Origin of the sequence: Arthrobacter sp. 2RAF6 (assembly GCF_052115205.1) — a bacterium.
In the GTDB taxonomy this organism is placed as follows: Bacteria; Actinomycetota; Actinomycetes; order Actinomycetales; family Micrococcaceae; genus Arthrobacter.
This window is the reverse complement of sequence record NZ_JBFRGF010000004.1, coordinates 104478-127315: the sequence shown is the minus strand read 5'-3', so window position 1 is coordinate 127315 and position 22838 is coordinate 104478. Positions and strand designations below refer to the sequence as shown.

Here is a 22838-nt window from a genome sequence, read left to right as displayed (position 1 = left end):
GGCGGCCCTCCCCGCGAAGGGAGGGCCGCCGTCGTTGTTTCGCGGAACTATCAGCCGGCGAACGGCTTGGCGGAAACAATCTCCACCGGAATTTCCTTGCCGTTGGGGGCGACGTAGCTGATCTTGTCGCCTTCCTTGTGGCCCATGATCGCCACGCCCAGCGGGGACTTCTCGCTGAAGACGTTGAGATCGGAATCGCCGGCGATTTCGCGGGATCCGAGCAGGAAAGTCTCTTCGTCACCGGCGATGCGGGCGACGACGACCATGCCCTGCTCGACGATTCCGTCATCGGCCGGAGCCTCGCCCACCTGGGCGTCGCGCAGCAGCGCGGTCAGCTGGCGGATGCGGGCCTCGATCTTGCCCTGCTCTTCCTTCGCGGCGTGGTAACCGCCGTTTTCCTTGAGGTCGCCTTCCTGACGGGCGGCTTCGATCTTCTGTACGATCTCCGCACGGCCAGGGCCGGAAAGGCGGTCCAGCTCTGCCTTCAGGCGGTCAAATGCGTCCTGGGTAAGCCAAGCTGCAGGCGCGCTGTTGGTGGTCGACACGGACTTCTCCTTATGGATCTGACAAGCAAAGACCCCGCCGGTGCAGGCCACTCGTGGAACTCAGCAACCAACTCAGCGGGGTTAAGGTATTGATCCAGTGTAGTCAATCCTGTGGACAAACCCAAGCTCACTGAGTCGCGGGTCACACCTTTGCTATTTGCTGCTGTCAACAATCCAGCAGTTGTCCACGACGGCGGACACGGCCTCGGACTCGGTGCGAAGGGTGGTCCTTTGGGCGGTTGTCTGGCCGCCGTCGGCGCCTGCCTTGGGGGCGTTCGGGCCGATCTCGACGACTTTCCAGCCGACCACCGCGAATTTGGAGTCCATCGCCTTGACCGCGCATTTTGCGGTGGCATCGGGGTTCTTGGTGACCTGGAAATCGACCGACAGCTGGGTGGCGTCGGTGGTGCTGTAGCCGATGTCCTTGAAGGACACAGACGACTGCGAGGACGACGTGGTGACCCAAAACAAGAGCCCGATCGCCACGAGGAGGACGGCAATGACGATGATCCGTTTGGTTTTCCCTCCGAAGGCGCGCTTTTGGCTGCCGTAGCGATTGGCTAGGCTGGTAGTTGCCGGCAGCGCCGTGCCCGATGGGTCTTCCGAAGTCACCCACCCAGTTTAGTGGGCTTCCGGCGCCTCCTCGCACACAGCGGAGTCGCACGCGTTAGGAATGCCGGATCAGTACACAGCCATCAGCAAACCCAGAACAGCATTACCCGGAAAGAGGAACCGTACCGGATGAGCACATCCACCAGCCCCGACACGCAGCTCCGGCTGCTCGCCGTCCACGCACATCCGGACGACGAGTCAAGCAAGGGTGCGGCAACCATGGCGATGTATGCGGCTTCCGGCGTGGAAGTCATGGTGGCTACGTGCACCGACGGTTCCCGAGGGGACATCCAGAACCCCGCCATGGAGTCTGCTCCGCACCCGAAGCGGGACATGGCAGGCGCGCGCCGCTTGGAAATGAAGCAAGCTGCCTCGGTCCTGGGCATCAAGCAGCGGTGGTTGGGTTTCGTGGATTCCGGACTGCCCGACGGCGATCCGTTGCCACCCCTGCCCAGCGGTTGCTTTGCGCTTCAGCCCCTTGAGCGGGCGGCGGCACCGCTGGTCCGCCTGGTCCGCGACTTCAAGCCGCACGTCATAGTGAGCTACGACGAAAACGGCGGCTACCCGCATCCGGACCACATCATGGCCCACAAGGTTGCCGTTGAAGCTTTCCACGCTGCCGGTGACCCGGACCGCTACCCGGGGACAGGCGAAAGCTGGGAGCCCAGCAAGCTGTACTACGACCGCGCCTTCAGCCCCGACCGGTTCCGTGCCTTGCATTTCGCACTCGAAGAGGCCGGCCTGCAATCGCCTTATGCCGAACGCCTGGCCTCCTGGCTTGAAGCCGACGCGGAAGGCCACACTCCGCCGAGGCCGATGCACCAAACCACCACGCAAGTGGATTGCGGTGACTACTTTGAGGCCCGTGACGACGCGCTCAGGGCGCATCGGACGCAGATTGATCCGCTCGGCTTCTTCTTCGCGGTGTCGCCGGAGATGCAGCGCAGGGCCTGGCCGTGGGAGGACTACACCTTGGTCCACTCCCGCATCCCGGCTGAACTGCCGGAAAAGGACCTGTTCGCAGGGCTAAGATAGGATCGCCGGCGATTTCTATCAAGCGTAGAAGTCGCCATCCGGCTGAAACTCCCATAGAAGGTTTGAACCGTGCACCACTTTCTCATCGCCCTGGCCACGACCCCGTCGCCTACCCCGACCCCGTCGCTGCGCCCCGGCTTGTCGGAAGACCAGGTGACCCCGGGGACCTGGGGTTTCGTCCTGACTGCCTTCATCGTGGTGCTCACGACCTTACTGATCGTTGACATGGTCCGCCGGATCCGGCGGGTCCGCTACCGCGCCCAGGTTGAAGAGGCCCTCGTGGGCGAGACAGACGGCGCTGAGACTGACGGCGAGGTGGCCGGCGGCGTCGTCCCGGGCAAGCCGGGCGTTGAAGAGTCCGACGGCGATGCCGGCTCCGGAGCCCGCTGACCCGGGCACCACCCGGGAATGGCCGGGGGCGTCCAACGCCCTCGGCTCGGAACCGTCCGCCTATCTCCGCCAGCATGCGAACAATCCGGTGCACTGGCGGCCGTTCGGCGATGAGGCCTTCGCGTTCGCGGCGGCCCGCGATGTTCCCGTTTTTCTCTCTATCGGCTACGCTGCCTGCCACTGGTGCCACGTCATGGCCCACGAGTCCTTCGAGGACCAGGACACCGCCGATTACCTGAACGCCCACTTCGTGGCCATCAAGGTGGACCGCGAAGAACGCCCCGACGTCGACTCGATCTACATGGCAGCCACGCAGGCGATCAGCGGCGAGGGTGGCTGGCCGATGTCCGTCTTCCTGACGCCCGATGGATTGGCCTTCCACGCAGGCACCTATTTCCCGCCAACGCCACAGCCCGGAAGGCCGTCCTTCCGCCAGGTGCTTGAGGCGGTCCGCGAGGCATGGCTGGAACGCCGGGACGCCGTCGAGCAGAACGCGCGGGGGCTCGCCGCCGGCATGGCTAATGCCCAGCTCGCCTCGGCGGTGTTCCTCGACAGGCCGTCCGAAACCCTGGACACAAGCCTGCTGTCGGAGGCCGTGCGTCTTCTCGCCCGCTCGGAAGACCCCGACGGCGGCGGCTTCGGCGGCGCTCCCAAGTTCCCGCCGTCGGCCGTTCTTGAGTTCCTGATTCGGCACGCTGCCGTGCCCTCGGATACCTCGGACGCCGCCCGCGACATGGCGGGCCGCACTCTCGCCGCGATGGCCCGTTCCGCGCTGTGCGACCAGCTCGACGGTGGCTTCGCCCGGTATTCCGTGACGGCGGATTGGTCCGTACCGCATTTCGAGAAGATGCTTTACGACAATGCCCAGCTCCTCCGCGCCTACGTCCACTGGGTCCGGCTCCAGGGCGACTGGGTCCTACCGGCGGGCGAGGCCGCGAGTGTGGCGTCGCGGGTGGCGGACTGGATGCTGGATTCGCTCGGCGTGGGCGATCCCGCAATCCCGGGCGGACTCGCTTCCTCCCTTGACGCCGATACCGTGGTGGACGGAGTGCATCACGAGGGGGCGTCCTATCTGTGGACTCCCGCGAGCCTCGAGGCCGTGCTTGGCCCCGGGGACGGCGCGGCCGTGGCCCGGCTGATGAACGTGGGGCCGTCGGGAACGGTCTCGGAGCTGGGATCTCCGCTCCATCCCGGGCGCCGGCTGTCCGGCGCGGAATCGCGGTTGTGGAACCGTGTCATGCCCGCCTTGCGCGCCGCACGCTCGGCCCGCCCCCAGCCGGCGCGGGACGACAAAGTAGTGGCGGGCTGGAACGGCCTTGCCATCGCGGCCCTTGCCGAAGCCGGTGCTGTCCTGGACAGGCCGGAACTCGTGACTGCCGCGGAAAGCGTAGCCGAGTACCTGATGCGCGTGCATTGGCGTCCGGCGAGCGGCCCCGAAACATCCAAGCCCGGTGCGTCTCAACTGGGCACCTCAAATCTCGGCACCTCAAAAACCGGCACGGGCGTGCTGATCAGAGTCTCGCACGATGGCGTTGCAAGAGGGATCAGCGGTCTGTTGGAAGACTACGCGTTTTGCGCGGAAGGACTCCTGGCCCTCTACGCCGTGACTGGCCAGCGGCGCTGGTACGGGTTCGCGGAGGCGCTGATCAGCGGAGCCTGCGCGCGCTTCGTCGTGGACGGCAGGCTGTCGGATTCTGTGGGGGAATCGGCCCAGGTTTTCAACGCGCAGGGCCAGCACGCGGGCCTGGACCCCTTCGACAATGCGGCGCCGAGCGGGGCGGCGGCCTTTGCCGGAGCGTTGCTGAGCTATGCGGCTTATTCCGGTTCGCACGAGCACAGGGCCATGGCAAGCAGCATCCTGTCGCTCCTGCCGCTGATAGCCGGGCGGGCGCCTAGGGTGGCGGGATGGTTGCTTGCGACTGCACAGGCGGCCGTCGCTGGCCCCATAGAGGCCGCCGTATCCGGCCCTCCTGGCCGGAAGCAGCGGGAACTCCATCGGGCCCTGATGGCCTCGCCGAGCCCGGGCATGGTGGTGGCGGTGCAGCTCGGTGTGGCTGGCGAAAAAGCGGCCGACGACGGCGCGCCGCCCGGGTCCCGCGCCACGGAACCGGAGGTGCCGCTGCTTGAGTCCCGGACTGCTGCCGCGGACGGCTCACCACAGGTGTATTTGTGCCGGGGGACGGTGTGTGACCTGCCGCTTCGCTCCGTCGAGGAACTCGTGGAGCGCCTTGACGCGATGACGGAGGCCGCTGGCTAGCTCAGCACGGCAATCATGATTGCGGCGAAATGTGCGGCGAAGGCCAGCACCGTGAGGGCGTGGAAGAGTTCATGGAAGCCGAAGTTCAACGGACTGAAGTTGGGCTTCTTGATCCCGTAGAAAACCGCGCCAGCGATGTAGAGGGCCCCGCCCACACAGATCAGGATTGCGGCCGGGACGTTCGCCGCGAAGAACTCCGGCAGGTAGAACAACGCCCCGCAGCCCAGTGCGACGTAGATGGGCACGTAAAGCCAACGTGGAGCGCCGGTCCAAAGAACCCGGAATAGCACTCCCAGCAGCGCTCCGGACCAGATCACCCACAGCAGGAGCACGGCCTTGGGGCGCTCCAGCAGCGACCACGCGAGGGGTGTGTAGCTGCCCGCGATCACCAACATGATGTTGGTGTGGTCCAGGCGCTTGAGGACCATCCTGGTCTTCGGCTCCCAATTGCCGCGGTGGTAGACCGCGGACACGCCGAAGAGCAGCACACCCGTCAAAGCGTAGATGGCGGAGGCGATTTTGCGATCTGTCGTCGGCGCGAGCGTCACCAGGACGATCCCTGCCGCGATGGCGAAAGGCGTGGCCACAGCATGTATCCAGCCGCGCCACCTTGGTTTGGTTGTGAGCAGCTCCGACATCGTTAAAGCGTAACCCGGGTAGGGATAAGTTACTGCGGAGTAACGCGCTTTCGACTAGTTTTCGCTCGCCCAGGTGTGCCGACTGCCTAGCTTGGGAAGGTAGCCTTGGTGGTGCGCCTACGGCAGCAGTCCGGAGGTGCCGATTGTTGTTTGGCTGAAGGGCCGGCTGCCAACCAGGCCAGCCGCCGTCGTCGTTTGTTTCGCTTTTCACGTGCTGTTCAAAGGAAGTCAGGTGAGTGTCCGGATGGAGTGGCCCGGCTTCCTCTACGGCTTCTACGAGCGCAAACTGCTTCGTTCGCTCGAGCAGGAGAAGATACCCCGGCATATCGGCGTCATGGTTGATGGCAACCGCCGCTGGGCGCGGCAATTCAACGCTCCAACCAGCGAGGGCCATCAAGCAGGCGCGGACAAGATCCACGAATTCCTCGGCTGGTGCCAGGAACTTGGAGTCAAAGTCGTCACGTTGTACATGCTCTCGACGGACAACATGAACCGCTCCGGCGAAGAACTCGAACTGCTCATGGGAATCATCGCCAACACCCTCGATCGCCTGGATGACGACGCCGATATCTCGGTCCACGCCATGGGTGCGCCCGAGCTGCTTCCGGACTATCTCGCCGAGCGGCTCAACAAGCTCACGGCCCGCACTCCGATCCGCGAGCGGCTCCATGTGAACGTCGCCGTCGGCTACGGCGGGCGGCGCGAGATCGTTGACGCCGTGCGGGAACTGCTGCACGACGCCGTCGCGCACGGCCGCAACATCACCGAGCTGGCCGATGAGCTTTCCGTGGACGACATCTCGCGTTTTCTCTACACACGCGGCCAACCGGACCCCGATCTGGTGATCCGCACATCAGGTGAACAGCGCTTGTCCGGTTTCCTCATGTGGCAAAGCGCTTACAGCGAGTTCTACTTTTGCGAGGCACTCTGGCCCGCGTTCCGCAAGGTCGACTTCCTGCGGGCCCTGCGGGACTATGCCGGCCGCCAGCGCCGCTTCGGTTCCTGACACGGAGCCTTCGGCGTGCGCTCCCGTTTACGGGAAGTTCACATGTTGTCTACACGAATCGCCGCTTGGGCTAACCGGAAATGTAATCGCACGGGAATACGTTAATCCCATCAGTAGGTAAACCGCCTGCTGATCGGGGAGGCCAGTAGATGGAGCGAATCATCGCACCAGTTACGTGGGGGGCCGCGCCCGGCCTTCCGGCCGAGCCGCCTCACGAATAAGCCGGGTTCGCCCGGGGCTGGAGTCGATGTGGCTATTTCTGAGCAACTGCCCGTAGTCGTTTCCGACGGGGAAAGTTCAGCTACCTCTCGCACCAAGCGGGCCAACGGTGGGCGGACTGCAAAGTCCGGGACCCCGACAGGCCGAAGCTATGTGATTGACACTTCCGTATTGCTTTCCGATCCGCACGCCCTGTTGCGCTTCGCGGAGCACGAAGTCATTGTCCCGATCGTGGTCATCACCGAATTGGAAGGCAAACGCCACGACCCCGAGTTGGGCTACTTCGCACGCAAGGCCCTCAGGCTCCTGGATGACTTGCGCATTGAGCATGGCGGGTTGAATCAACCCATCCCGATCGGATCCGACGGCGGCACGCTGCGTGTCGAGATGAACCATGTGTCCACCGAAGTGCTGCCGGCGGGATTCCGCGGCGCAGACAACGACAGCCGCATCCTGGCAGTCGCCAAGAACCTCGCCAACGAAGGCCACAACGTCACGGTCGTCTCCAAAGACCTCCCCATGCGCGTCAAAGCCTCCGCGATGGGGCTGTTCGCGGACGAATACCGCAACGAACTCGTCAAAGACTCCGGCTGGACCGGGATGGCAGAGATCGAAGCCAGCGAGGACGAAATCACCACCCTGTACGGGCACGAACCGGTGTTCATCCCGGCAGCGGCCGAGTTGCCCGTGAACACTGGCCTGGTGCTGCTCTCGAACCGGGGCTCCGCCCTGGGCCGCGTGGGCGCGGACAAGCAAGTGCGGCTGGTCAAGGGCGACCGTGATGTCTTCGGACTGCACGGCCGCTCAGCCGAACAACGGCTTGCGATCGACCTGCTCATGGATCCCAGCGTTGGAATCGTCTCGATCGGCGGACGGGCGGGCACTGGAAAGTCGGCCCTCGCCTTGTGTGCGGGACTCGAGGCAGTCCTGGAGCGCCGGGAGCACCGCAAGGTGATCGTCTTCCGCCCCCTGTACGCGGTGGGTGGACAGGAACTTGGCTATCTGCCCGGTTCCGAGGCAGAGAAGATGAACCCCTGGGCGCAGGCGGTCTTCGACACCCTCGGTGCACTCGTCAGCCAGGAAGTCGTCGAAGAAGTCATGGACCGGGGGATGCTCGAAGTCATGCCGCTGACCCACATCCGCGGACGTTCCCTCCATGACGCCTTCGTGATCGTGGACGAGGCGCAGTCGCTCGAAAAGAACGTGCTCCTCACGGTCATGAGCCGTATCGGCCAGAACTCCAAGATCGTCCTGACCCACGACGTCGCCCAGCGCGACAACCTCCGCGTCGGCCGGCACGACGGCGTTGCCGCCGTCGTCGAGACCCTCAAGGGGCACCCGCTGTTCGGCCACATCACCCTGACCCGCTCCGAACGCTCGCCGATCGCGGCCCTCGTGACGGAACTGCTTGAAGGGGCGGAAATCTAAGGCTCCATTTGCGCGGAGGGCCGTGGCCGGGTTCGCCGGGCCACGGCCCTCCGTCGATCCTTGTGCCTTTCCTAACGACGCTCGCTCACATATGTCGGGTTTCCTGTCGACGCTCGCTCACGTATGTCGGGTTTTTCCCCGGCGCTCGCTCACATACCCAGGAACTTTGCCGTAGCCTCATGGCCGTCTACCTTTAGTTTCCAATCGGGTCGGATGAACGCTTCGGGGGTGAGTCGGACTCTCTGGACGTCCTGGACGTTGTTGCCCCAGGTGTCGCGATAGACGCCGTTGGGTTCATAGCCGAGGCTGGCGGAAACGCCCAGGGATTGCTATCGGGGAAGCCTAGCGGAAAGGCCGGGAAAGCTTGTCATCTGTCGACCAGGTCCACCGGACAAGTGAGCGGGCGTTGGGCGGAAGGGGCGTATAGGTGAGCCGGCGTTGGGCGGAAGGGGCGTATATGTGAGCGGGCGTTGGGCGGAAGGGGCGTATAGGTGAGCGGGCGTTGGGCGGGAGGGGTGTATTGGTGAGCGGGCGTTGGGCGAAAGGGGGGTATATGTGAGCGGGCGTTCCTGTGGGGGACCGCTCTTACGAATGGGGGCCGATGTCCCAACTGATGTGCTTCCGGACATCGGTGAGGTTCATCGATTCGGCGAGGAACAGATCGTCCAGCATGTATTCGTCCACCCCCAGGATCCGCATCCAGTGCCCCTGGCCGGTGGTATCGCCGTCGAGCGATTGGCTGGAAACGCACACGCCCGTTCCCGAGTCCACCCGAAGGAGCGTGCGTCCCGGGAAACAGAGTGGCGTTGCCGCATCAGATGCCACGTAGCTGGATCCCGGCGTCGCGATGGTTTCAAGGGCCGGGCGCCCCTCGTGATCCACTTCCCGAATGGGGCCGAATGACACCCGGTTGGACTCGGGAAACTCCATCGGCACTGGCGCATTCCCGGCGAGCTCCACAGGATCGAGGGCTCCTGCGAGCCGACCGTTTCCGAAGGACGGTTCACCGTACGCAGCCTCGGGGCGCCGGCGGACCAAGCCGGCGGAGTCGTACACAGGGGTCACCAAATGGGCAGGCAACAGCCAGGACTTGCGCTTGGAACCGAGGTAAAGCCCGTCGCGGGAGTCGTTGATGCCCGTGGTGCTATGCAGCAACGCGCCGTCGAGGGTTTCGAGCCGAAGCGCTCCCGGCCGGCGCAGCCAGGCCCGCACGGTGGCTCCTGTGTTGCCCGGCAGGTCCACGTATTCGAACCTCAGGCTGGTCCATTTCCACGGGGAGGAACGGCAGAGGTTTCGGAAGGTGGAGGACATGTCGGCGTCGGCATTGCCCTTGATTTCTGCACTGTAGCGCCCCATATCCACAGTCTAAGGGTGCGTGACCGGCGCAGCTTTGAGAAAACCGATAGCATCCGAGGGTGATCCGACGACTCGGCGAATTATGGGGGACCAGCTTCCCGGCCTTCTGGCTGCTGCTCGCAGCTTGTGTGTACTTTGCAATCATGGCTGCCCGCCTCACGGTCATCGACGTCCGTCACCACCTGTTGCCCAACCGGATCGTGTTCCCGTCCTATGCCATCGCCGGTGTGTTGCTGCTCGGCGCGGCGATAGCTGTCACCCTCGCCGGCGGAGCGGCAGGGAACCTCAGCACCGGAGCGGCAGGGTCCGCGCCCGACGGCGGTGCCTCCTTCCTTGGGGTGCCCGCCTTGGGAATCGTGGCCGGGGGAGCGGTGCTGTGGGTGTTCTACTTCATCCTGCGATTGGTGTACCCGCCCGGGATGGGGTTCGGCGACGTCAAATTGGCCGGTGTCCTCGGCCTTTACCTTGGCTATCTGGGTTGGCCGCATGTTTTCGCCGGAACGTTTGCGGCGTTTCTCTTCGGCGGGCTGTGGAGCCTGGGAGTCCTCGCTGCCCGGCGGGGAACCCTGAAATCATCAATACCCTTCGGGCCGTTCATGCTGGCCGGTGCCGCTGCGGCGATGTTTGCCCTGCCCGCGTGAGAGCAAAGCGGAGACGGCGGTTTGAGCAGCCTTGCCGGCTGTCATTCGGGCATCGCCGGTGGGATACTCGCCCTACTGGCGGATCCGATCCGGAAGCGGAGGCAGAGCTCTTGTTGGTGATGACTGATTCAACGAAAGCGGGCTAGGCCGTGGCGGTCCCGGAATTCATCCTGCAAATCCGTGAGAAGATCGGCAACGACCCGCTGTGGCTACCCGGCGTTCGGGGTGTGGTCCTGGACGCCGAGAACCGGGTCCTGCTGTGCCAACGGGCCGACAACGGCCGTTGGACCCTGATCACCGGAATGCTGGAACCAGGGGAACACCCGGCCCCGGGTTTGCTCCGCGAGATCTTCGAGGAGACTGCCGTAGTGGCCGAAACCGAGCGCATCCTGGCGGTCGGCGTGATCGGCCCGGTCACGTATCCCAACGGTGACGTGTGCGACTTCCTGGATATTGCCTTCAAATGCCGCTATGTCTCAGGGGAGGCCCGCGTCAACGACGACGAGTCAATCGCCGTCGGCTGGTTTGCCCTGGACGAGTTGCCTGACATCAGTGCCGGCCACCGCGAAACCATCCGGCTTGCCCTGGAGCCGGGCTCCGCCGTCGCGTATCAGCGCGATTGACGGGCCGCGGCGATCGCGCGGGCAGCGAAGAGGCACGCGGCGGCACCGCAGGCAACACCGCCGACGATGGTCCACCATTCGCCCTCGGCCGAGGCTAGGGAGACGGCCAGAAGGCCGAAAAGGACTGCCCCTAATCCCCATCGAACGGCCGGGCTGATGTTCGCGGACTCTTCGGGCTCTGAGCTCATGGGTTCCAGCCTAGGCCAGACGACCCTATGCCAGACTCCACAGGGGCGCCGCAACCCCCAAAGATTGCGGCGCCCCTGTCGGCCGGGCATGTCCTGGCTTCAGCGCCGGGCGAGCTCACCGTCGTTGTCGCCCACCGGGCCGGGCTCCGGCTCAGCGTCTGCGTCGAAGGACCCGTCGACCGTCCCCTCGACGAACCCCTCAGAGGATCCTCCGATGCGTTCGGCTTCAAGGCGTTCCGCCTCCTCGCCCCCCACAGCCTCGCCCCGGGCCACCATTCCGGCGGTGTCGGAGAGCGGGATCTGCTTGAGGGTGATGGCGAGCAGGAGGGCGGCCGCGATGAACGGGATCAGGTACCAGAACACCGGTGCCAGCGAATCGGCATAGGCATTGATGATGGCGTCCTTGACCTGGACCGGCAGTTGGGCCAAGGTCTGCGGATCAAGCTTGCTGGTGGACTGTGCAGCCTGTGCAGCGGAAGCCCCTGCGCCTGTGAATGCCTTGGTGAGGGACTCGGCCAGCCGCGTGGTGAAGATCGAGCCAAAGACGGCAACGCCCAACGAAGCCCCGACCTCGCGGAAGTAGTTGTTGGTGCTCGTTGCAGTGCCGATCTGCTCGGCCGGGACCGCGTTCTGGACCACCAGGACGATGACCTGCATGATCAAGCCCAGGCCTGCGCCGAAGATGAACAGCTGGATGCAGATGACCCAGATCGGAGTCGCCGCGGTGAGCGTAGTGAGCCACAACATCGCAACGATCGTGAGGCTCGCTCCGAGGATCGGGAACATCTTGTACTTGCCGGTCTTCGAGATGCGGATACCGGAATAGATCGAGGTACCCATGAGTCCCACCATCATCGGCAGCATGAGCAGGCCGGAGACGGCGGCTGAGGTGCCCGAGGACATCTGCAGGAACGTCGGCACGAAGGCGATCGCTGCGAACATGCCCAAGCCCAGGGTGAAGCCGATGGCCGTTGCGTTGATGAAAATCCGGTTCTTGAACAGGCTCAGCGGAATGATGGGGTCTTTGGCCTTTCGCTCCACGAGGACGAAGAGGAAAGCAGCAAGCACCATGCCGGCGCCGAAGGCCCAAGTGAGCGGGGAGTCCCAGCCCTGATCCTTCTTGCCGCCGAAATCAGTGAAGAAGATCAGGCAGGCCGTGGCAGCGGACAGCAACAAGACTCCAATGATGTCGATGCGCTTTTCGGCCTTCTTGTTCGGCAGGGTGAGCGTGAACCAGGCGATCGTGAACGCCGCAATGCCGACGGGGATGTTGATGTAGAAGGCCCATTCCCAGGTCAGGTGATCGACGAAGAAGCCGCCCAGGAGCGGACCGGCCACTGCGGAGAGGCCGAAGATGGCACCGAGGGGGCCCATGTACTTGCCGCGTTCCTTGGCGGGCACGATGTCCGCGATGATGGCCTGCGACAGGATCATCAGTCCGCCGCCGCCCAGGCCCTGGACGGCGCGGAAAATCACGAAGCCCCAGAAATCGGTGGCGAAGGCACAACCGATGGAGGCTGCGGTGAACAAACCGATGGCAATCAGGAAGAGGTTCCGGCGGCCGAGGATGTCACCGAACTTGCCGTAGATCGGCATGACGATGGTGGTGGCGAGCAAGTAGGCCGTGGTGATCCAGGCCTGGTTCTCCACGCCGCCGAGCTTGCCGACGATAGTGGGCATGGCTGTGGACACGATGGTCTGGTCCAGGCTGGAAAGCAGCATTCCGGCGATGAGCGCCGAGAAAATGATCCAGATCCTTCTCTGGGTCAAGAGCAGCGGTGCGGCCGCTATGGTCTTGAGAGTGGTACTCACGGTTGGTCCTTCTGGGTTTCGACGGGGTTGGTGTCCAGCGGTTGGGCGAAGAGCGCGCGCGCTGCGTTCAGGTTCTGATCCAGCAATTCGCGGTACGGCCGGGTGTTCTCTTCGGAAAAGAACTGTTGGCTCGTCTTCTTGGTGACCGCGCCGAAGACCGCGGCGGCCATGATGATCCCGGGGTGGTCTGCGGTGAGGCCTTCCCGGGCGGCGATGAGTTCGGCGAACTGGCGCTCGCGGACTTCGCCTTCGCGGGTCAACCGGCCCAGGAGCTGGGGCTCGGCCGTGACTGCTGCGATGAGCTGGCGGATCTCCGAAGGGCTGACGGTGGACCGCTCGAGGACGGCCAGGGTGAAGTGGCGCAGTGCGGACAGCAGCGAGTCGGAGATCGTGCCGGTGGCACGGGCGGGGTTTCGGCTGAAGGCCTCCAGCGCCTCTTCGGGAAGCTCGTCGGAGAACGAGCCGATCACCGCGTCTTCCTTGGTGTGGAAGTAGTTGAAGAACGTCCGCCGCGATATTCCGGCCTCTTCGCAGGCTTCCTCGACGGTGAAGCCGCTGAGTCCGCGCTGGGCCGTCAAAGACCGTGCGACGGCGGTGATCGCCGAGCGGGTCTGTGCGCGCTTGCGCTCCCGGAGTCCGCCGTCGTTAGTTGCACTATTTTCCACAAAGTGAAGTTTTGCACTTTTCTAATAGAAGTGCAAGAAGGTTTCTATGGGCGGAAACGACGACGGCGGCCGGCACCTTCGCGGGAAAGGTGCCGGCCGCCGTCGGGCTGGCCTGTCGGGCTGGGCGGAAGCTAGGCCTTGTGGGCCGGGCGGGTCATGGTGGTGACGTCGAGAGCCTTGTCGAGCTGCTCTTCGCTCAGTTCACCGCGCTCGAGGTAACCGAGGGAGATCACGGCTTCGCGGATGGTCAAACCCTCGGCGACGGCCTTCTTGGCGATCTTTGCCGCTGCTTCGTATCCGATGAACTTGTTCAACGGGGTCACAATCGACGGGGAAGCCTCGGCCAGGAAGCGGGCGCGCTCCACGTTGGCCGTGATGCCATCGATCATCTTGTCGGCCATGACGCGGCTGGTGTTGGCCAGGAGGCGGATGGATTCGAGCAGGTTGGCAGCCATGACGGGGATCCCGACGTTGAGCTCGAACGCGCCGTTGGTACCGGACCAGGCGATGGCGGTGTCGTTGCCGATGACCTGGGCGCAGACCATGATCGATGCTTCGCAGATGACCGGGTTGACCTTGCCCGGCATGATCGACGAGCCGGGCTGGAGGTCCGGGATGGAGATTTCGCCAAGTCCCGTGTTGGGGCCGGAACCCATCCAGCGGAGATCGTTGTTGATCTTCATGAAGGAGATCGCGATGTTGCGCAGCTGGCTGGAACCCTCGATGAGGCCGTCGCGGTTGGCCTGCGCTTCGAAGTGGTCGCGTGCCTCGGTCAGCGGCAAGCCGGTGTCGGCTGCGAGGAGCTCGATGACGCGCTCCGGGAAGCCTTCCGGGGTGTTGATGCCGGTACCGACCGCGGTGCCGCCCAGGGGGACCTCGGCGACGCGGGGGAGGGCTGCGTTGATGCGCTCGATGCCGTAGCGGACCTGGGCGGCGTAGCCGCCGAACTCCTGGCCCAAGGTCACGGGAGTGGCATCCATGAGGTGGGTGCGGCCGGACTTGACGACGTCCTTGAACTCCACGGCCTTGCGGTCCAGGGAAGCTGCAAGGTAGTCGAGGGCCGGGATCAGGTCGTTGATCAGGGCCGACGTCGCGGCGACGTGGACGGACGTCGGGAAGACATCGTTGGAGGACTGGGAAGCGTTGACGTGGTCGTTCGGGTGGACAACTTTGTCGCTCCCGGCGGCCGCGAGGGCACGCGTCGCCAGCTCGGCAATGACCTCGTTCGTGTTCATGTTGGACGACGTACCAGAGCCGGTCTGGAAGACGTCAATGGGGAAATCGCCGTCGTACTTTCCGGCGGCGACCTCGTCGGCAGCGCCGGCAATCGCCTCGGCGAGCTCGCCGTCGAGCACTCCCAGTTCAGCGTTCGCCAGGGCCGCGGCCTTCTTGACGCGGGCCAGGGCCTCGATGTGTGCGCGCTCGAGCGTTTTGCCGGAGATCGGGAAGTTCTCCACGGCGCGCTGCGTCTGGGCGCGGTACAGGGCGTTCACGGGAACGCGAACTTCGCCCATCGTGTCATGTTCAATACGGAACTCGGCCGTGTTGGATTCTTGAGTGGAAGTCATGGGGCTAGCTTATGGCGAGCAGCCGCTTGACCGAAAACCGGTGGAGCAAAGCTACGGCCGCCGCTTGCCGCCCCTTCGGGGGGCGGCCCGGCATCCCGCTTAGAGCTTGCCGATCCCGGAAACAAGCGCAGCGCGGCCTTCGTCCAGTTTGTAGGAAAGCCCGACGACGGCGGCCCGGCCGTCGTCGATCGCGTCGGAAATCACACGGGAACTGTCGGCCAGGCGGCGGGCTGTCTGCTTGACGTGCTCCACCACCATCTCGTTGACGTCCGTCTGCTCGTTGCGCATTGCGGTGAGGACGGAAGGCGTGATGCGCTCCACGAGGGAACGGATGAAACCTGCGGGCATCTCACCGGTCTCGACGGCAGTCTTGGTCGCGGTCACGGCGCCGCAGCTGTCGTGGCCAAGAATCACGATGAGCGGAACATGCAGCTGGGAGATGCTGTATTCCAGCGAACCAAGGACGGCGTCGTCGATCACTTGCCCGGCCGTGCGGACCACGAAGGCATCGCCCAGGCCGAGGTCGAAGATGATCTCGGCAGCCAGGCGGGAATCCGAGCAGCCGAAGATCACGGCAAATGGATGCTGGTCCTCAACAAGGGAGTTCCGGCGGGAGGCGTCCTGGTTGGGGTGCAAGGATTCCCCGGCGACAAAGCGTTCGTTTCCTTCGCGCAGACGGCGCCAGGCAAGGGCAGGAGTCAGATAGGTAGCCACGGCGCTACTTTACGGCTTTGCGGTGGCAGGCTGCGAAACTGTGTCGCCCGGCTTCGTGCTCGCGTCGGCGGAAGCGAAAGGAGCTGCGTCCATTGCCTTGACCACGGCTGCGGCCAAGGTGGAGAACTCGTCCAGTCCTGCGCTGCCGCTCAGGATGATGGTGGTGCCGCGGTAGTTGAGGACCATGCTGCGGTTGCCCTTGGCCGTGTCATGGAGCTCCCAGTCGTGGCCGCCGGCGCTGCGCGTGCCGGTCACCGGAGCGCTGCCGGCCTGCTGGAAAATCCACGTTGGATTGGCCTTCCGGGTCTGGACGATTCCGATGAACGCCTGCTTGGGAGTGACGTATCCGACCTCCCACGTGGGTACGCCGTCGCCGGTCCCGGATACCCAGCGGGCGTAGTTCGGACTAAATGTGTCGCCGGTATTAGGCGCCACGGGTGTGAAACCCGCCACATCTTTCGCGTTGGCAGCGGTTGCGGCCACATCCACGTCGGGCTTGTAACCGTTGCTCTTCGGCGCCGGATTCATGAGCACGATCGGCAGGAACGCCAAAACGCAGAGGAGCAACGCGATGAGCATGCCAATGACCGACGCGTTGGCCCTTTTGGCTGCTTTCGCCGCGATAACGGGCTTAACGGCAGGCTGACCGGCGTCGTCGGTGCCAGCTGCCCCGGTGCCTCCGTTGTTGGACGGGGCGGCGGCAATTGCTTTGTCTTGCGTTTCACTCACGCTCCAATAGTCTCCTATCCAAGCGGCTAATACACATCGGCCGGTCCGCGCAAGGGGCGTTCCGGGAGTTGGTCATCCCATGACCGTGGCGCCCCGCCCCGACTATGATCTCTTGTAGAGGAATCATTCAGGCCGCCAAGCGCAGCCATTCCTGGTCCCACGAATCGCGTCATCGAAGAAGAGGTTCACGTGTCTCCAGCGCCAATGTCCCAGAAGTATTCCACGATTTCGCCGGCGCTCGCCGTCGGGACCGATGAGCCGGACCGCAACCTGGCCCTCGAACTTGTCCGGGTTACCGAAGCTGCCGCCATTGCCGGCGGCCACTGGGTTGGATTCGGCGACAAGAACAAGGCAGACGGCGCCGCCGTTGACGCCATGCGCTCCTTCCTCCACACCGTCCATTTCAACGGCGTCGTTGTCATTGGCGAGGGTGAAAAGGACGAAGCCCCCATGCTCTTCAATGGCGAGCACGTCGGTGACGGCACCGGACCGGAGTGCGACGTCGCCGTCGACCCCATCGATGGAACGCGCCTGACTGCCCTGGGCATCAACAACGCCCTCGCCGTACTGGCAGTTGCCGAACGCGGCACCATGTTCGATCCCTCAGCCGTGTTCTACATGGAGAAGCTCGTCACGGGCCCCGAAGCCGCTGACATGGTGGACCTTCGCCTGCCGGTGAAGCAGAACCTGCACCTGATCGCCAAGGCCAAGGGCGTCAAGGTCAACCAGCTCAACGTCATGATCCTCGACCGCGACCGCCACCGCCCGTTGGTGGAGGAAATCCGCGAGGCCGGCGCCCGCACCAAGTTCATCATGGACGGCGACGTTGCAGGCGCCATCGCCGCCGCACGTTCCGGCACCGGCGTCGACGCCCTGATGGGCATCGGCGGCACCCCCGAAGGCATCGTTGCAGCATGTGCCATCAAGTCCCTCGGCGGTGTCATCCAGGGCCGTCTGTGGCCCACGAGCGACGACGAGAAGCAGAAGGCCATCGACGCCGGACACGACCTCGAGCGCGTCCTCTCCACGAACGACCTCGTCACGAGCGATAACTGCTACTTCGCAGCGACCGGCATCACCGACGGCGACCTCCTCAAGGGTGTGCGCTACTCCAAGGACAAGGTCCTGACCCAGTCCATCGTCATGCGCTCCAAGTCCGGCACCATCCGCTTTGTAGATGGCGAGCACCAGGCCAGCAAGTGGGAAGGCTACGCCCGCAAGTAGGATCTACCGTCCCGCGCGAACTGGCAGCAAATGCCCTCTGAATCGAATTTTGGAGGCATCTGCTGCCAGTTCGCGTTAAGCCGTGGAATTCCTCCTGTGGATAACTCAATTTAGGGCTCGAAGCCGGGCAAGAATTGAGTATGTCCCGGACTCCGATGCCCCCGCAGCTTCCAAACGGTTCCTTTCCGGCGTCGGCAGCTGAGGCCCTCGGATTGAGCCAGAAGCAATTGCGGCGCGACGGCATTGTCACGTTGTCCCGGGGACTGCGCCTGCCGTTGCACTGCACGGGAACGGTCGCGGAGCACTTGCGGGGTTATATCGAGCTCGACCCCGAATGTTGCCTGAGCCATGGATCCGCGGCTCGGATCCATGGCATCAGTTTGTCCAAAGCGCTTGAAGAGGACTGGCGGATCCACTTGGCTCGCCCGGGCGAGAGGTGGAAACCACGGAGGCGGAATGTTGTTGGGCATCAACTCACGTTCAAACCGGGTGAAGTGATAGTGCTCGACGGCGTCCGGCTCACTTCGCCTGCCCGGACGTGGCTCGACTTGGCCCAAGTGATGAGGATCGACGACATTGTCGCGGCGGGCGACTCGATCGTCGTCGAGCACGGGGAAAAACATCCCAGGCCGCGCGAGGCCTTGGCGACCATTGGGGATTTAAAGGCGATGGTCTCAGCCCATCCCGGTATGCGAGGCGTCCGCAAGGCCCGGCTGGCCCTGGATCTGGTTCGAGTCGGTGCGGATTCGCCGCAGGAAACGCAAATGCGCCTCATGTTGCTGCATGCAGGGTTGCCTGAACCCACGCTGAACCACGTCATCTTCAACGAGTGGGGCGCTCCCGCTGTGTGGCCCGATGCCGCTTACCTCAAGGAGCGGGTCTCCCTCCAGTACGACGGGCGGCATCACGGGGAAGCTGAGCAGTACCAGAGGGACATCAGGCGCCAGGCGCTGACCGAACGACTCGGTTGGCGCGAAGTCCGGGTCCACCATGAGGATTTGCTCGGGCCCCGGCCGGAAGTGGTGGAGAAAGTCCGCCGGGCGCTGTGGGCTGGCCGCGAGTTGGCAGCAGATGCCCGCAAAATCGGATTTTGAGGGCATCTGCTGCCAGTTCGCGCGTCAGCGGAGCTTTTCGCGCAGCTTCCGGGCCACTTGGTAGGCCCCGTAGCGGAACTTGTTGACGGGAAGGTCCCACGTGCCCGGGTAGGCGATTTCGCGGCCGCCGAAGGACTTCTTGAAGGCAGTGAATCCGGCCCACTTGTGGTCGGGCTCGTCCTCCGGGGCCACGCCCCACAGGTCCACGTGCTTGAGTCCCTTGTCCTTGGCATCCGCCATGAGCGTCACGAGCAACGGAATGCCCGCGCTCAGCTTGCGGTGGGTGTCATCGAGCGCGGCGTGGGCGTAGGTGCGCGTGTCGGCGGAGTCGTACGCCAGGGCGGCCGCAATGGGCTCGCCCTCGAGTTCGGCGATGAACAGGGTGCCGGCACCGGCTGGCATGAGGGAGCGGGCCACCGAGCTCAGATAGTCGTCGCTCTGGGGTTTGAAACCGTTGCGTGCAGCAGTCATGTGCAGGAAGTCGAGAAGCACCGAGATCTCTTCAGGATCCTGCGAGGACCGGAAGGTGACACCCTTCTTGTGGATGTTGCGGTACAGGTTCCTGTTGGTGGGTTTCATGCCCGCGAGGACGTCCTTGAAATCGCCGTCCAGATCCACAATCCAGCTCAATTCCGGCTGCTGGTTGGACGGCGCCGGCTGCAGGCCGCGTTCCCGCAGTACCGCACCGGCGTCGTCGGCTCCGAACCCGGCGGTGACGGGTTCCATCCGGACAAACACCGCCCGGCTACGGCGCGCGATCTCCACAAGTGCGGCTACGGCTTCGTCAAAGGCCTCCAACGAATCGGCCACGGGTCCGTAAGGCGTGTAGATAACCTTGCCTGCGGGGTTCTTTTCCTCCACAGCGAGGAAACGCCAACCCGGGCCGGACTCCTCGTGCACGGTGCGGCCGAGGGAACGCTGGAAGGACGCCCATGCGGGCGTCTGCAGGAAGTACTCCACCGTTTAGTTCCCGAGGCCTGTTGTGACGGCAAAGGCGACGCTGGTTCCCGTTGCGCCGGCAACCGGGTGCACCATGACAGGCTCTTCGGATGCCGGGATGAACGCACTCCCGCCGCGCTCCACCGCGAGCTCGCTCTTGGGGGAGTCGAGCACGACGGAACCGGAAACCACGACGACGACGGCGGGACCGGACTGCGCCATCGGCACCGGTTCCGCTCCGGGAGCCAACTCGATGCGCTGGAGCTGGAATTCCCGGAAAGGCGGCACATACAGATCCTGGCCGAATCCCGAGGTCCTGGGCTCGATGCGCGGTACGCCGAGGGAAGCGAATTCGATGGTCTTCAGGAGTTCGGGAACATCGATGTGCTTGGGGGTGAGGCCGCCACGGAGCACGTTGTCCGAAGCCGCCATCACCTCCACGCCGAGGCCTTTCAGGTAGGCGTGGACATTTCCGCCCGGAAGGTACACCGATTCGCCCGGGGACAGGAAAACAAGATTCAAGAGCAAGGAAATCAGGACACCAGGATCGCCCGGGAACTCACTGTTGATCTCCACCAATGTGGAGAGTTCCCCGGCGTGCTGACCCATCGGCGCGCCCGAGTTCAGGATGGAAACCACCTGATCGGTGGCCGCGGAGACGGCATCCCCGCCGGTAATCAGCCGGGTGAACGCAGCTTTCAGTGCCGAGGCCTCATCAGACCCGGAGAGGTCCGCGATGACTCCCGTGATGACGTCGGGAACGTCGACGGCGGCAAGGTCCAGGAGGGTCGCGAGGTGCTCGAAGACGCGCTGGGAGTCGGCGGCCGGACGGAAACCGCAAAGGGCGTGAAACGGGGTCAGCGCGAAGATCATCTCCGGCTTGTGGTTGTCGTCGCGGTAGTTGCGCCCGGGTGCGTCCGCCGCCATGCCTGCGGCATTTTCCTTCGCAAAGCCGTCCCTGGCCTGCTGCAGGCGGGGGTGGACCTGCAAGGACAGGGGCTTGTCCGCCGCAAGGAGCTTGGTGAGGAACGGCAAGCGGGGACCGAATTCGGCCACGCTCGTTTCACCAAGGAAGTGCACGGGATCCACGCTGATCAGGGCGTCCAAGGCGACCGAAGACCCGTCCGGACGGCTTGCCACCGAGGGCGAGCCGGGGTGCGCTCCGATCCACAACTCCGCCTCCGGACCGCCCGAGGCAGGCCTTCCCAGCAGAGCGGCGATCGCCGTCGTCGATCCCCATGCGTAGGGGCGGAGAACATTCTCAAGCTTGTACACGGCAGGGGATCCTTGTCATTGCGGGAGGGTTCTTTCGGGGATGACCTCTTAGCGGCTGCCCGGTCGCTTAGCGGTTGCTCCGGGCGGAGACGTTCGCGGTGGAGAAGACTTCGGCGACCTTGTCGCGGAGCCGGGCCCCTTTTTCGGTGGCGGTGTTGTTGAGCTCCTGGGCGAATTCGAGCAGCTTGCCGCGAAGCCGGACGGCCAGCTCATCGGTTCCGGACGCCAGCATGCGCACTGCCAGGAGGCCGGCGTTGCGGGCGCCGCCGATGGAGACGGTGGCCACGGGAACGCCGGCGGGCATCTGAACGATGGACAGCAGGGAATCCATGCCATCCAGGGTCTTGAGCGGGACCGGGACGCCGATGACGGGCAGCGGGGTGACGGAAGCGAGCATGCCCGGCAGGTGGGCTGCGCCGCCCGCTCCGGCGATGATGACGCGGATGCCGCGCTCATGGGCGGTCTGGCCGTAGCGGATCATCTCCGTGGGCATGCGGTGGGCGGAGACGACGTCGGCCTCGAAGGGGATGCCGAATTCGGCCAGGGCGTCCGCCGCAGCTTCCATGACGGGCCAGTCGGAGTCGGAGCCCATGACGAGTCCTACGATAGGGGTTGCGTTCGCGGCACCCGCGTTTTCGGCATCCATGTTTTCTGCGCTCATGCGGTTTCTCCGGAGGTGGTCTCGGCCGGCATGCGGCCGTTGCGGATGATGTCGGCCACTACGGTGGCGCGGTGTCGGATGGAGTCGACGTCTGCCGTTGAGTTGCCGACGAGGTTCACGTGCCCGATCTTTCGGCCTGCGCGCACGGACTTGCCGTAGCAGTGGACCTTTGCCGCCGGTTCGTAGGCGAGGGCCTTGGGGTAGGCGCTGTAGAGATCCTGATTGTCGCCGCCCAGGAAGTTCTTCATGACAACCAAGGCGCCCAAGGCGTCGGTGGCACCGAGCGGGAGGTTGAGCACTGCGCGCAAATGCTGTTCAAACTGGCTGGTGACCGAGCCGTCCTGCGTCCAGTGGCCGGTGTTGTGCGGCCGCATGGCGAGTTCGTTGACCAGGAACCCGACTCCGACGCCGGGCGTTTCGAAGAGTTCCGCCGCCATGACGCCCGTGACTCCGAGTTCATTGGCGATTCGCAGCGCTGCTTCTTCGGCTGCCGCAGCGACCTCCACGGGAATGTCCTGGGCCGGTGCAATCACTTCGTCGCAGACGCCGTCGACCTGGACGGTGTGGACTACCGGCCAGGCGCGGGATTCGCCGTCGGGGGTCCTCGCAACGAGCGCGGACAGCTCGCGGCTGAAGTCGACCTTCTCTTCGGCCAATAGCGGGCTCATGGCTTCGAACCAGTCCGTGGTAGTCCGGGCGTCGTCGGCGGAATGGACGATGCGCACGCCCTTGCCGTCATAGCCCCCGCGGGGGGTCTTCAAGACGATTGGCCAGCCGGTCTGCTCGCCGAAAGCCACGAGGTCTTCGACGCCGTGGACGGCAGCCCACGCCGGATTGGGGAGTCCCAAGCGGTCGATCGCGGCGCGCATCACGAGTTTGTCCTGCGCGTGCACGAGGGCATCGGGGCCGGGCTGGACGTTGACTCCGGCCTCGATCAGCGCCCTCAGGTGCTCGGTGGGGACGTGCTCGTGGTCGAACGTCATGACGTCCAAGCCCTCCGAGAACTCAAGGAGGGCAGCGAGGTCCTTGTAGTCGCCAATAGGAGCCGTTGCCACGGCCTGGACCGCGGAAACGTCCTCACCTTCGGCAAGGACCCGGAGTTCAAAGCCAAGGGCGGTTGCGGCCGGGGCCATCATTCGTGCGAGCTGGCCGCCGCCCACCACGCCAATTACAGGAAAAGTCACAAGGTTCAGCCTACCGAACCAGCGGCTGGTTCCTT

General features: G+C 64.6%; 23 protein-coding genes and 1 pseudogene. 9 read left to right on the top strand and 15 right to left on the bottom strand.

Annotation, left to right across the window (positions count from 1 at the left end; translation table 11 throughout):
* Positions 1-50: 50 nt before the first annotated feature.
* Positions 51-545 (bottom strand): transcription elongation factor GreA, encoded by a 495-nt coding sequence (gene greA, locus AB4Z38_RS04240; RefSeq protein WP_441428549.1) that lies wholly within the window; start codon positions 543-545, stop codon positions 51-53.
* 153 nt (positions 546-698) lie between these two features.
* Entirely contained in the window at positions 699-1157 is a 459-nt protein-coding gene (locus AB4Z38_RS04235) for a DUF4307 domain-containing protein (protein ID WP_441428548.1), read from the bottom strand.
* A 129-nt stretch (positions 1158-1286) separates the two neighbouring features.
* On the opposite strand from AB4Z38_RS04235, the gene mca reads away from it, so the two are divergent.
* The 3 genes from mca (at position 1287) to AB4Z38_RS04220 (ending at position 4839) form a co-directional block, all read left to right on the top strand.
* A complete protein-coding gene (gene mca, locus AB4Z38_RS04230) occupies positions 1287-2192 on the top strand; it encodes a mycothiol conjugate amidase Mca (RefSeq protein ID WP_441428547.1) in 906 nt (301 codons plus the stop codon).
* A gap of 69 nt (positions 2193-2261) precedes the next feature.
* The gene (locus tag AB4Z38_RS04225) at positions 2262-2582 is read left to right on the top strand and encodes a hypothetical protein (RefSeq protein ID WP_441428546.1); all 321 of its coding nucleotides are present in this window, start codon (positions 2262-2264) and stop codon (positions 2580-2582) included.
* Positions 2560-4839, top strand: coding sequence for a thioredoxin domain-containing protein (locus AB4Z38_RS04220; protein WP_441428545.1), 2280 nt, complete (start codon positions 2560-2562; stop codon positions 4837-4839). Before AB4Z38_RS04225 ends, AB4Z38_RS04220 begins: the two co-directional genes overlap by 23 nt.
* On the opposite strand, the gene trhA is transcribed toward AB4Z38_RS04220, so the two are convergent.
* Positions 4836-5477, bottom strand: a complete 642-nt coding sequence (gene trhA / locus AB4Z38_RS04215) for a PAQR family membrane homeostasis protein TrhA (RefSeq protein WP_284981059.1) — start codon at positions 5475-5477, stop codon at positions 4836-4838. The genes AB4Z38_RS04220 and trhA overlap by 4 nt on opposite strands.
* Before the next feature lie 244 nt (positions 5478-5721).
* Here trhA and AB4Z38_RS04210 point away from each other — a divergent pair, with 244 nt between their 5' ends.
* Positions 5722-6483, top strand: coding sequence for an isoprenyl transferase (locus tag AB4Z38_RS04210; RefSeq protein ID WP_234751350.1), 762 nt, complete (start codon positions 5722-5724; stop codon positions 6481-6483).
* A gap of 372 nt (positions 6484-6855) precedes the next feature.
* Positions 6856-8130 carry a PhoH family protein gene (locus AB4Z38_RS04205; protein WP_269993222.1) on the top strand — a complete coding sequence of 425 codons (1275 nt, stop codon included), beginning with the start codon at positions 6856-6858 and terminating at the stop codon, positions 8128-8130.
* Between the two features lie 149 nt (positions 8131-8279).
* Here AB4Z38_RS04205 and AB4Z38_RS04200 read toward each other — a convergent pair.
* A pseudogene (locus AB4Z38_RS04200) lies at positions 8280-8459 on the bottom strand (GNAT family N-acetyltransferase); the annotation flags it as partial.
* 256 nt (positions 8460-8715) lie between these two features.
* Entirely contained in the window at positions 8716-9486 is a 771-nt protein-coding gene (locus AB4Z38_RS04195) for a hypothetical protein (RefSeq protein ID WP_441428544.1), read from the bottom strand.
* A 59-nt stretch (positions 9487-9545) separates the two neighbouring features.
* On the opposite strand from AB4Z38_RS04195, the gene AB4Z38_RS04190 reads away from it, so the two are divergent.
* Together AB4Z38_RS04190 and AB4Z38_RS04185 are read left to right on the top strand one after the other, a co-directional pair.
* On the top strand, positions 9546-10127 hold the full coding sequence (locus AB4Z38_RS04190; protein ID WP_441428543.1) for a prepilin peptidase: 582 nt from the start codon (positions 9546-9548) through the stop codon (positions 10125-10127).
* Between the two features lie 149 nt (positions 10128-10276).
* Positions 10277-10750 carry an NUDIX hydrolase gene (locus AB4Z38_RS04185; RefSeq protein WP_441428542.1) on the top strand — a complete coding sequence of 158 codons (474 nt, stop codon included), beginning with the start codon at positions 10277-10279 and terminating at the stop codon, positions 10748-10750.
* On the opposite strand, the gene AB4Z38_RS04180 is transcribed toward AB4Z38_RS04185, so the two are convergent.
* The 6 genes from AB4Z38_RS04180 to AB4Z38_RS04155 all read right to left on the bottom strand — a co-directional run bounded on the left by AB4Z38_RS04180 (position 10738) and on the right by AB4Z38_RS04155 (position 16426).
* Entirely contained in the window at positions 10738-10938 is a 201-nt protein-coding gene (locus AB4Z38_RS04180) for a hypothetical protein (protein ID WP_441428541.1), read from the bottom strand. The genes AB4Z38_RS04185 and AB4Z38_RS04180 overlap by 13 nt on opposite strands.
* Before the next feature lie 99 nt (positions 10939-11037).
* Positions 11038-12750 (bottom strand): MDR family MFS transporter, encoded by a 1713-nt coding sequence (locus AB4Z38_RS04175; RefSeq protein WP_441428540.1) that lies wholly within the window; start codon positions 12748-12750, stop codon positions 11038-11040.
* The gene (locus AB4Z38_RS04170; protein WP_441428539.1) at positions 12747-13415 is read right to left on the bottom strand and encodes a TetR/AcrR family transcriptional regulator; all 669 of its coding nucleotides are present in this window, start codon (positions 13413-13415) and stop codon (positions 12747-12749) included. Before AB4Z38_RS04170 ends, AB4Z38_RS04175 begins: the two co-directional genes overlap by 4 nt.
* Before the next feature lie 131 nt (positions 13416-13546).
* Entirely contained in the window at positions 13547-14983 is a 1437-nt protein-coding gene (locus AB4Z38_RS04165; protein WP_236816259.1) for a class II fumarate hydratase, read from the bottom strand.
* A 99-nt stretch (positions 14984-15082) separates the two neighbouring features.
* Positions 15083-15697, bottom strand: coding sequence for a carbonic anhydrase (locus tag AB4Z38_RS04160; protein ID WP_441428538.1), 615 nt, complete (start codon positions 15695-15697; stop codon positions 15083-15085).
* Between the two features lie 9 nt (positions 15698-15706).
* The gene (locus AB4Z38_RS04155; protein ID WP_441428537.1) at positions 15707-16426 is read right to left on the bottom strand and encodes a DUF4245 domain-containing protein; all 720 of its coding nucleotides are present in this window, start codon (positions 16424-16426) and stop codon (positions 15707-15709) included.
* A 204-nt stretch (positions 16427-16630) separates the two neighbouring features.
* Between AB4Z38_RS04155 and glpX the strand changes: the two genes are divergently transcribed.
* Entirely contained in the window at positions 16631-17650 is a 1020-nt protein-coding gene (gene glpX / locus AB4Z38_RS04150) for a class II fructose-bisphosphatase (protein WP_171983398.1), read from the top strand.
* A 140-nt stretch (positions 17651-17790) separates the two neighbouring features.
* On the top strand, positions 17791-18744 hold the full coding sequence (locus tag AB4Z38_RS04145) for an endonuclease domain-containing protein (RefSeq protein WP_441428536.1): 954 nt from the start codon (positions 17791-17793) through the stop codon (positions 18742-18744).
* A gap of 24 nt (positions 18745-18768) precedes the next feature.
* On the opposite strand, the gene AB4Z38_RS04140 is transcribed toward AB4Z38_RS04145, so the two are convergent.
* From AB4Z38_RS04140 to AB4Z38_RS04125, 4 genes are all read right to left on the bottom strand, one after another.
* Positions 18769-19704, bottom strand: coding sequence for a lipid II:glycine glycyltransferase FemX (locus AB4Z38_RS04140; protein WP_441428535.1), 936 nt, complete (start codon positions 19702-19704; stop codon positions 18769-18771).
* 3 nt (positions 19705-19707) lie between these two features.
* Positions 19708-20958 carry a mannose-6-phosphate isomerase, class I gene (gene manA, locus AB4Z38_RS04135; protein ID WP_441428534.1) on the bottom strand — a complete coding sequence of 417 codons (1251 nt, stop codon included), beginning with the start codon at positions 20956-20958 and terminating at the stop codon, positions 19708-19710.
* A 67-nt stretch (positions 20959-21025) separates the two neighbouring features.
* On the bottom strand, positions 21026-21619 hold the full coding sequence (purE, locus tag AB4Z38_RS04130) for a 5-(carboxyamino)imidazole ribonucleotide mutase (RefSeq protein WP_441428533.1): 594 nt from the start codon (positions 21617-21619) through the stop codon (positions 21026-21028).
* Entirely contained in the window at positions 21616-22803 is a 1188-nt protein-coding gene (locus AB4Z38_RS04125; RefSeq protein ID WP_441428532.1) for a 5-(carboxyamino)imidazole ribonucleotide synthase, read from the bottom strand. Before AB4Z38_RS04125 ends, purE begins: the two co-directional genes overlap by 4 nt.
* Positions 22804-22838: the final 35 nt, after the last annotated feature.

Coding starts and splice junctions, on each gene's coding strand:
- AB4Z38_RS04180 (WP_441428541.1), bottom strand. CDS start 10,938: ATGAGCTCAGAGCCCGAAGAGTCCGCGAACATCAGCCCGGCCGTTCGA.
- AB4Z38_RS04145 (WP_441428536.1), top strand. CDS start 17,791: ATGTCCCGGACTCCGATGCCCCCGCAGCTTCCAAACGGTTCCTTTCCG.
- AB4Z38_RS04220 (WP_441428545.1), top strand. CDS start 2,560: ATGCCGGCTCCGGAGCCCGCTGACCCGGGCACCACCCGGGAATGGCCG.
- mca (WP_441428547.1), top strand. CDS start 1,287: ATGAGCACATCCACCAGCCCCGACACGCAGCTCCGGCTGCTCGCCGTC.
- glpX (WP_171983398.1), top strand. CDS start 16,631: ATGTCCCAGAAGTATTCCACGATTTCGCCGGCGCTCGCCGTCGGGACC.
- purE (WP_441428533.1), bottom strand. CDS start 21,619: ATGAGCGCAGAAAACATGGATGCCGAAAACGCGGGTGCCGCGAACGCA.
- AB4Z38_RS04210 (WP_234751350.1), top strand. CDS start 5,722: ATGGAGTGGCCCGGCTTCCTCTACGGCTTCTACGAGCGCAAACTGCTT.
- trhA (WP_284981059.1), bottom strand. CDS start 5,477: ATGTCGGAGCTGCTCACAACCAAACCAAGGTGGCGCGGCTGGATACAT.
- AB4Z38_RS04195 (WP_441428544.1), bottom strand. CDS start 9,486: ATGGGGCGCTACAGTGCAGAAATCAAGGGCAATGCCGACGCCGACATG.
- AB4Z38_RS04165 (WP_236816259.1), bottom strand. CDS start 14,983: ATGACTTCCACTCAAGAATCCAACACGGCCGAGTTCCGTATTGAACAT.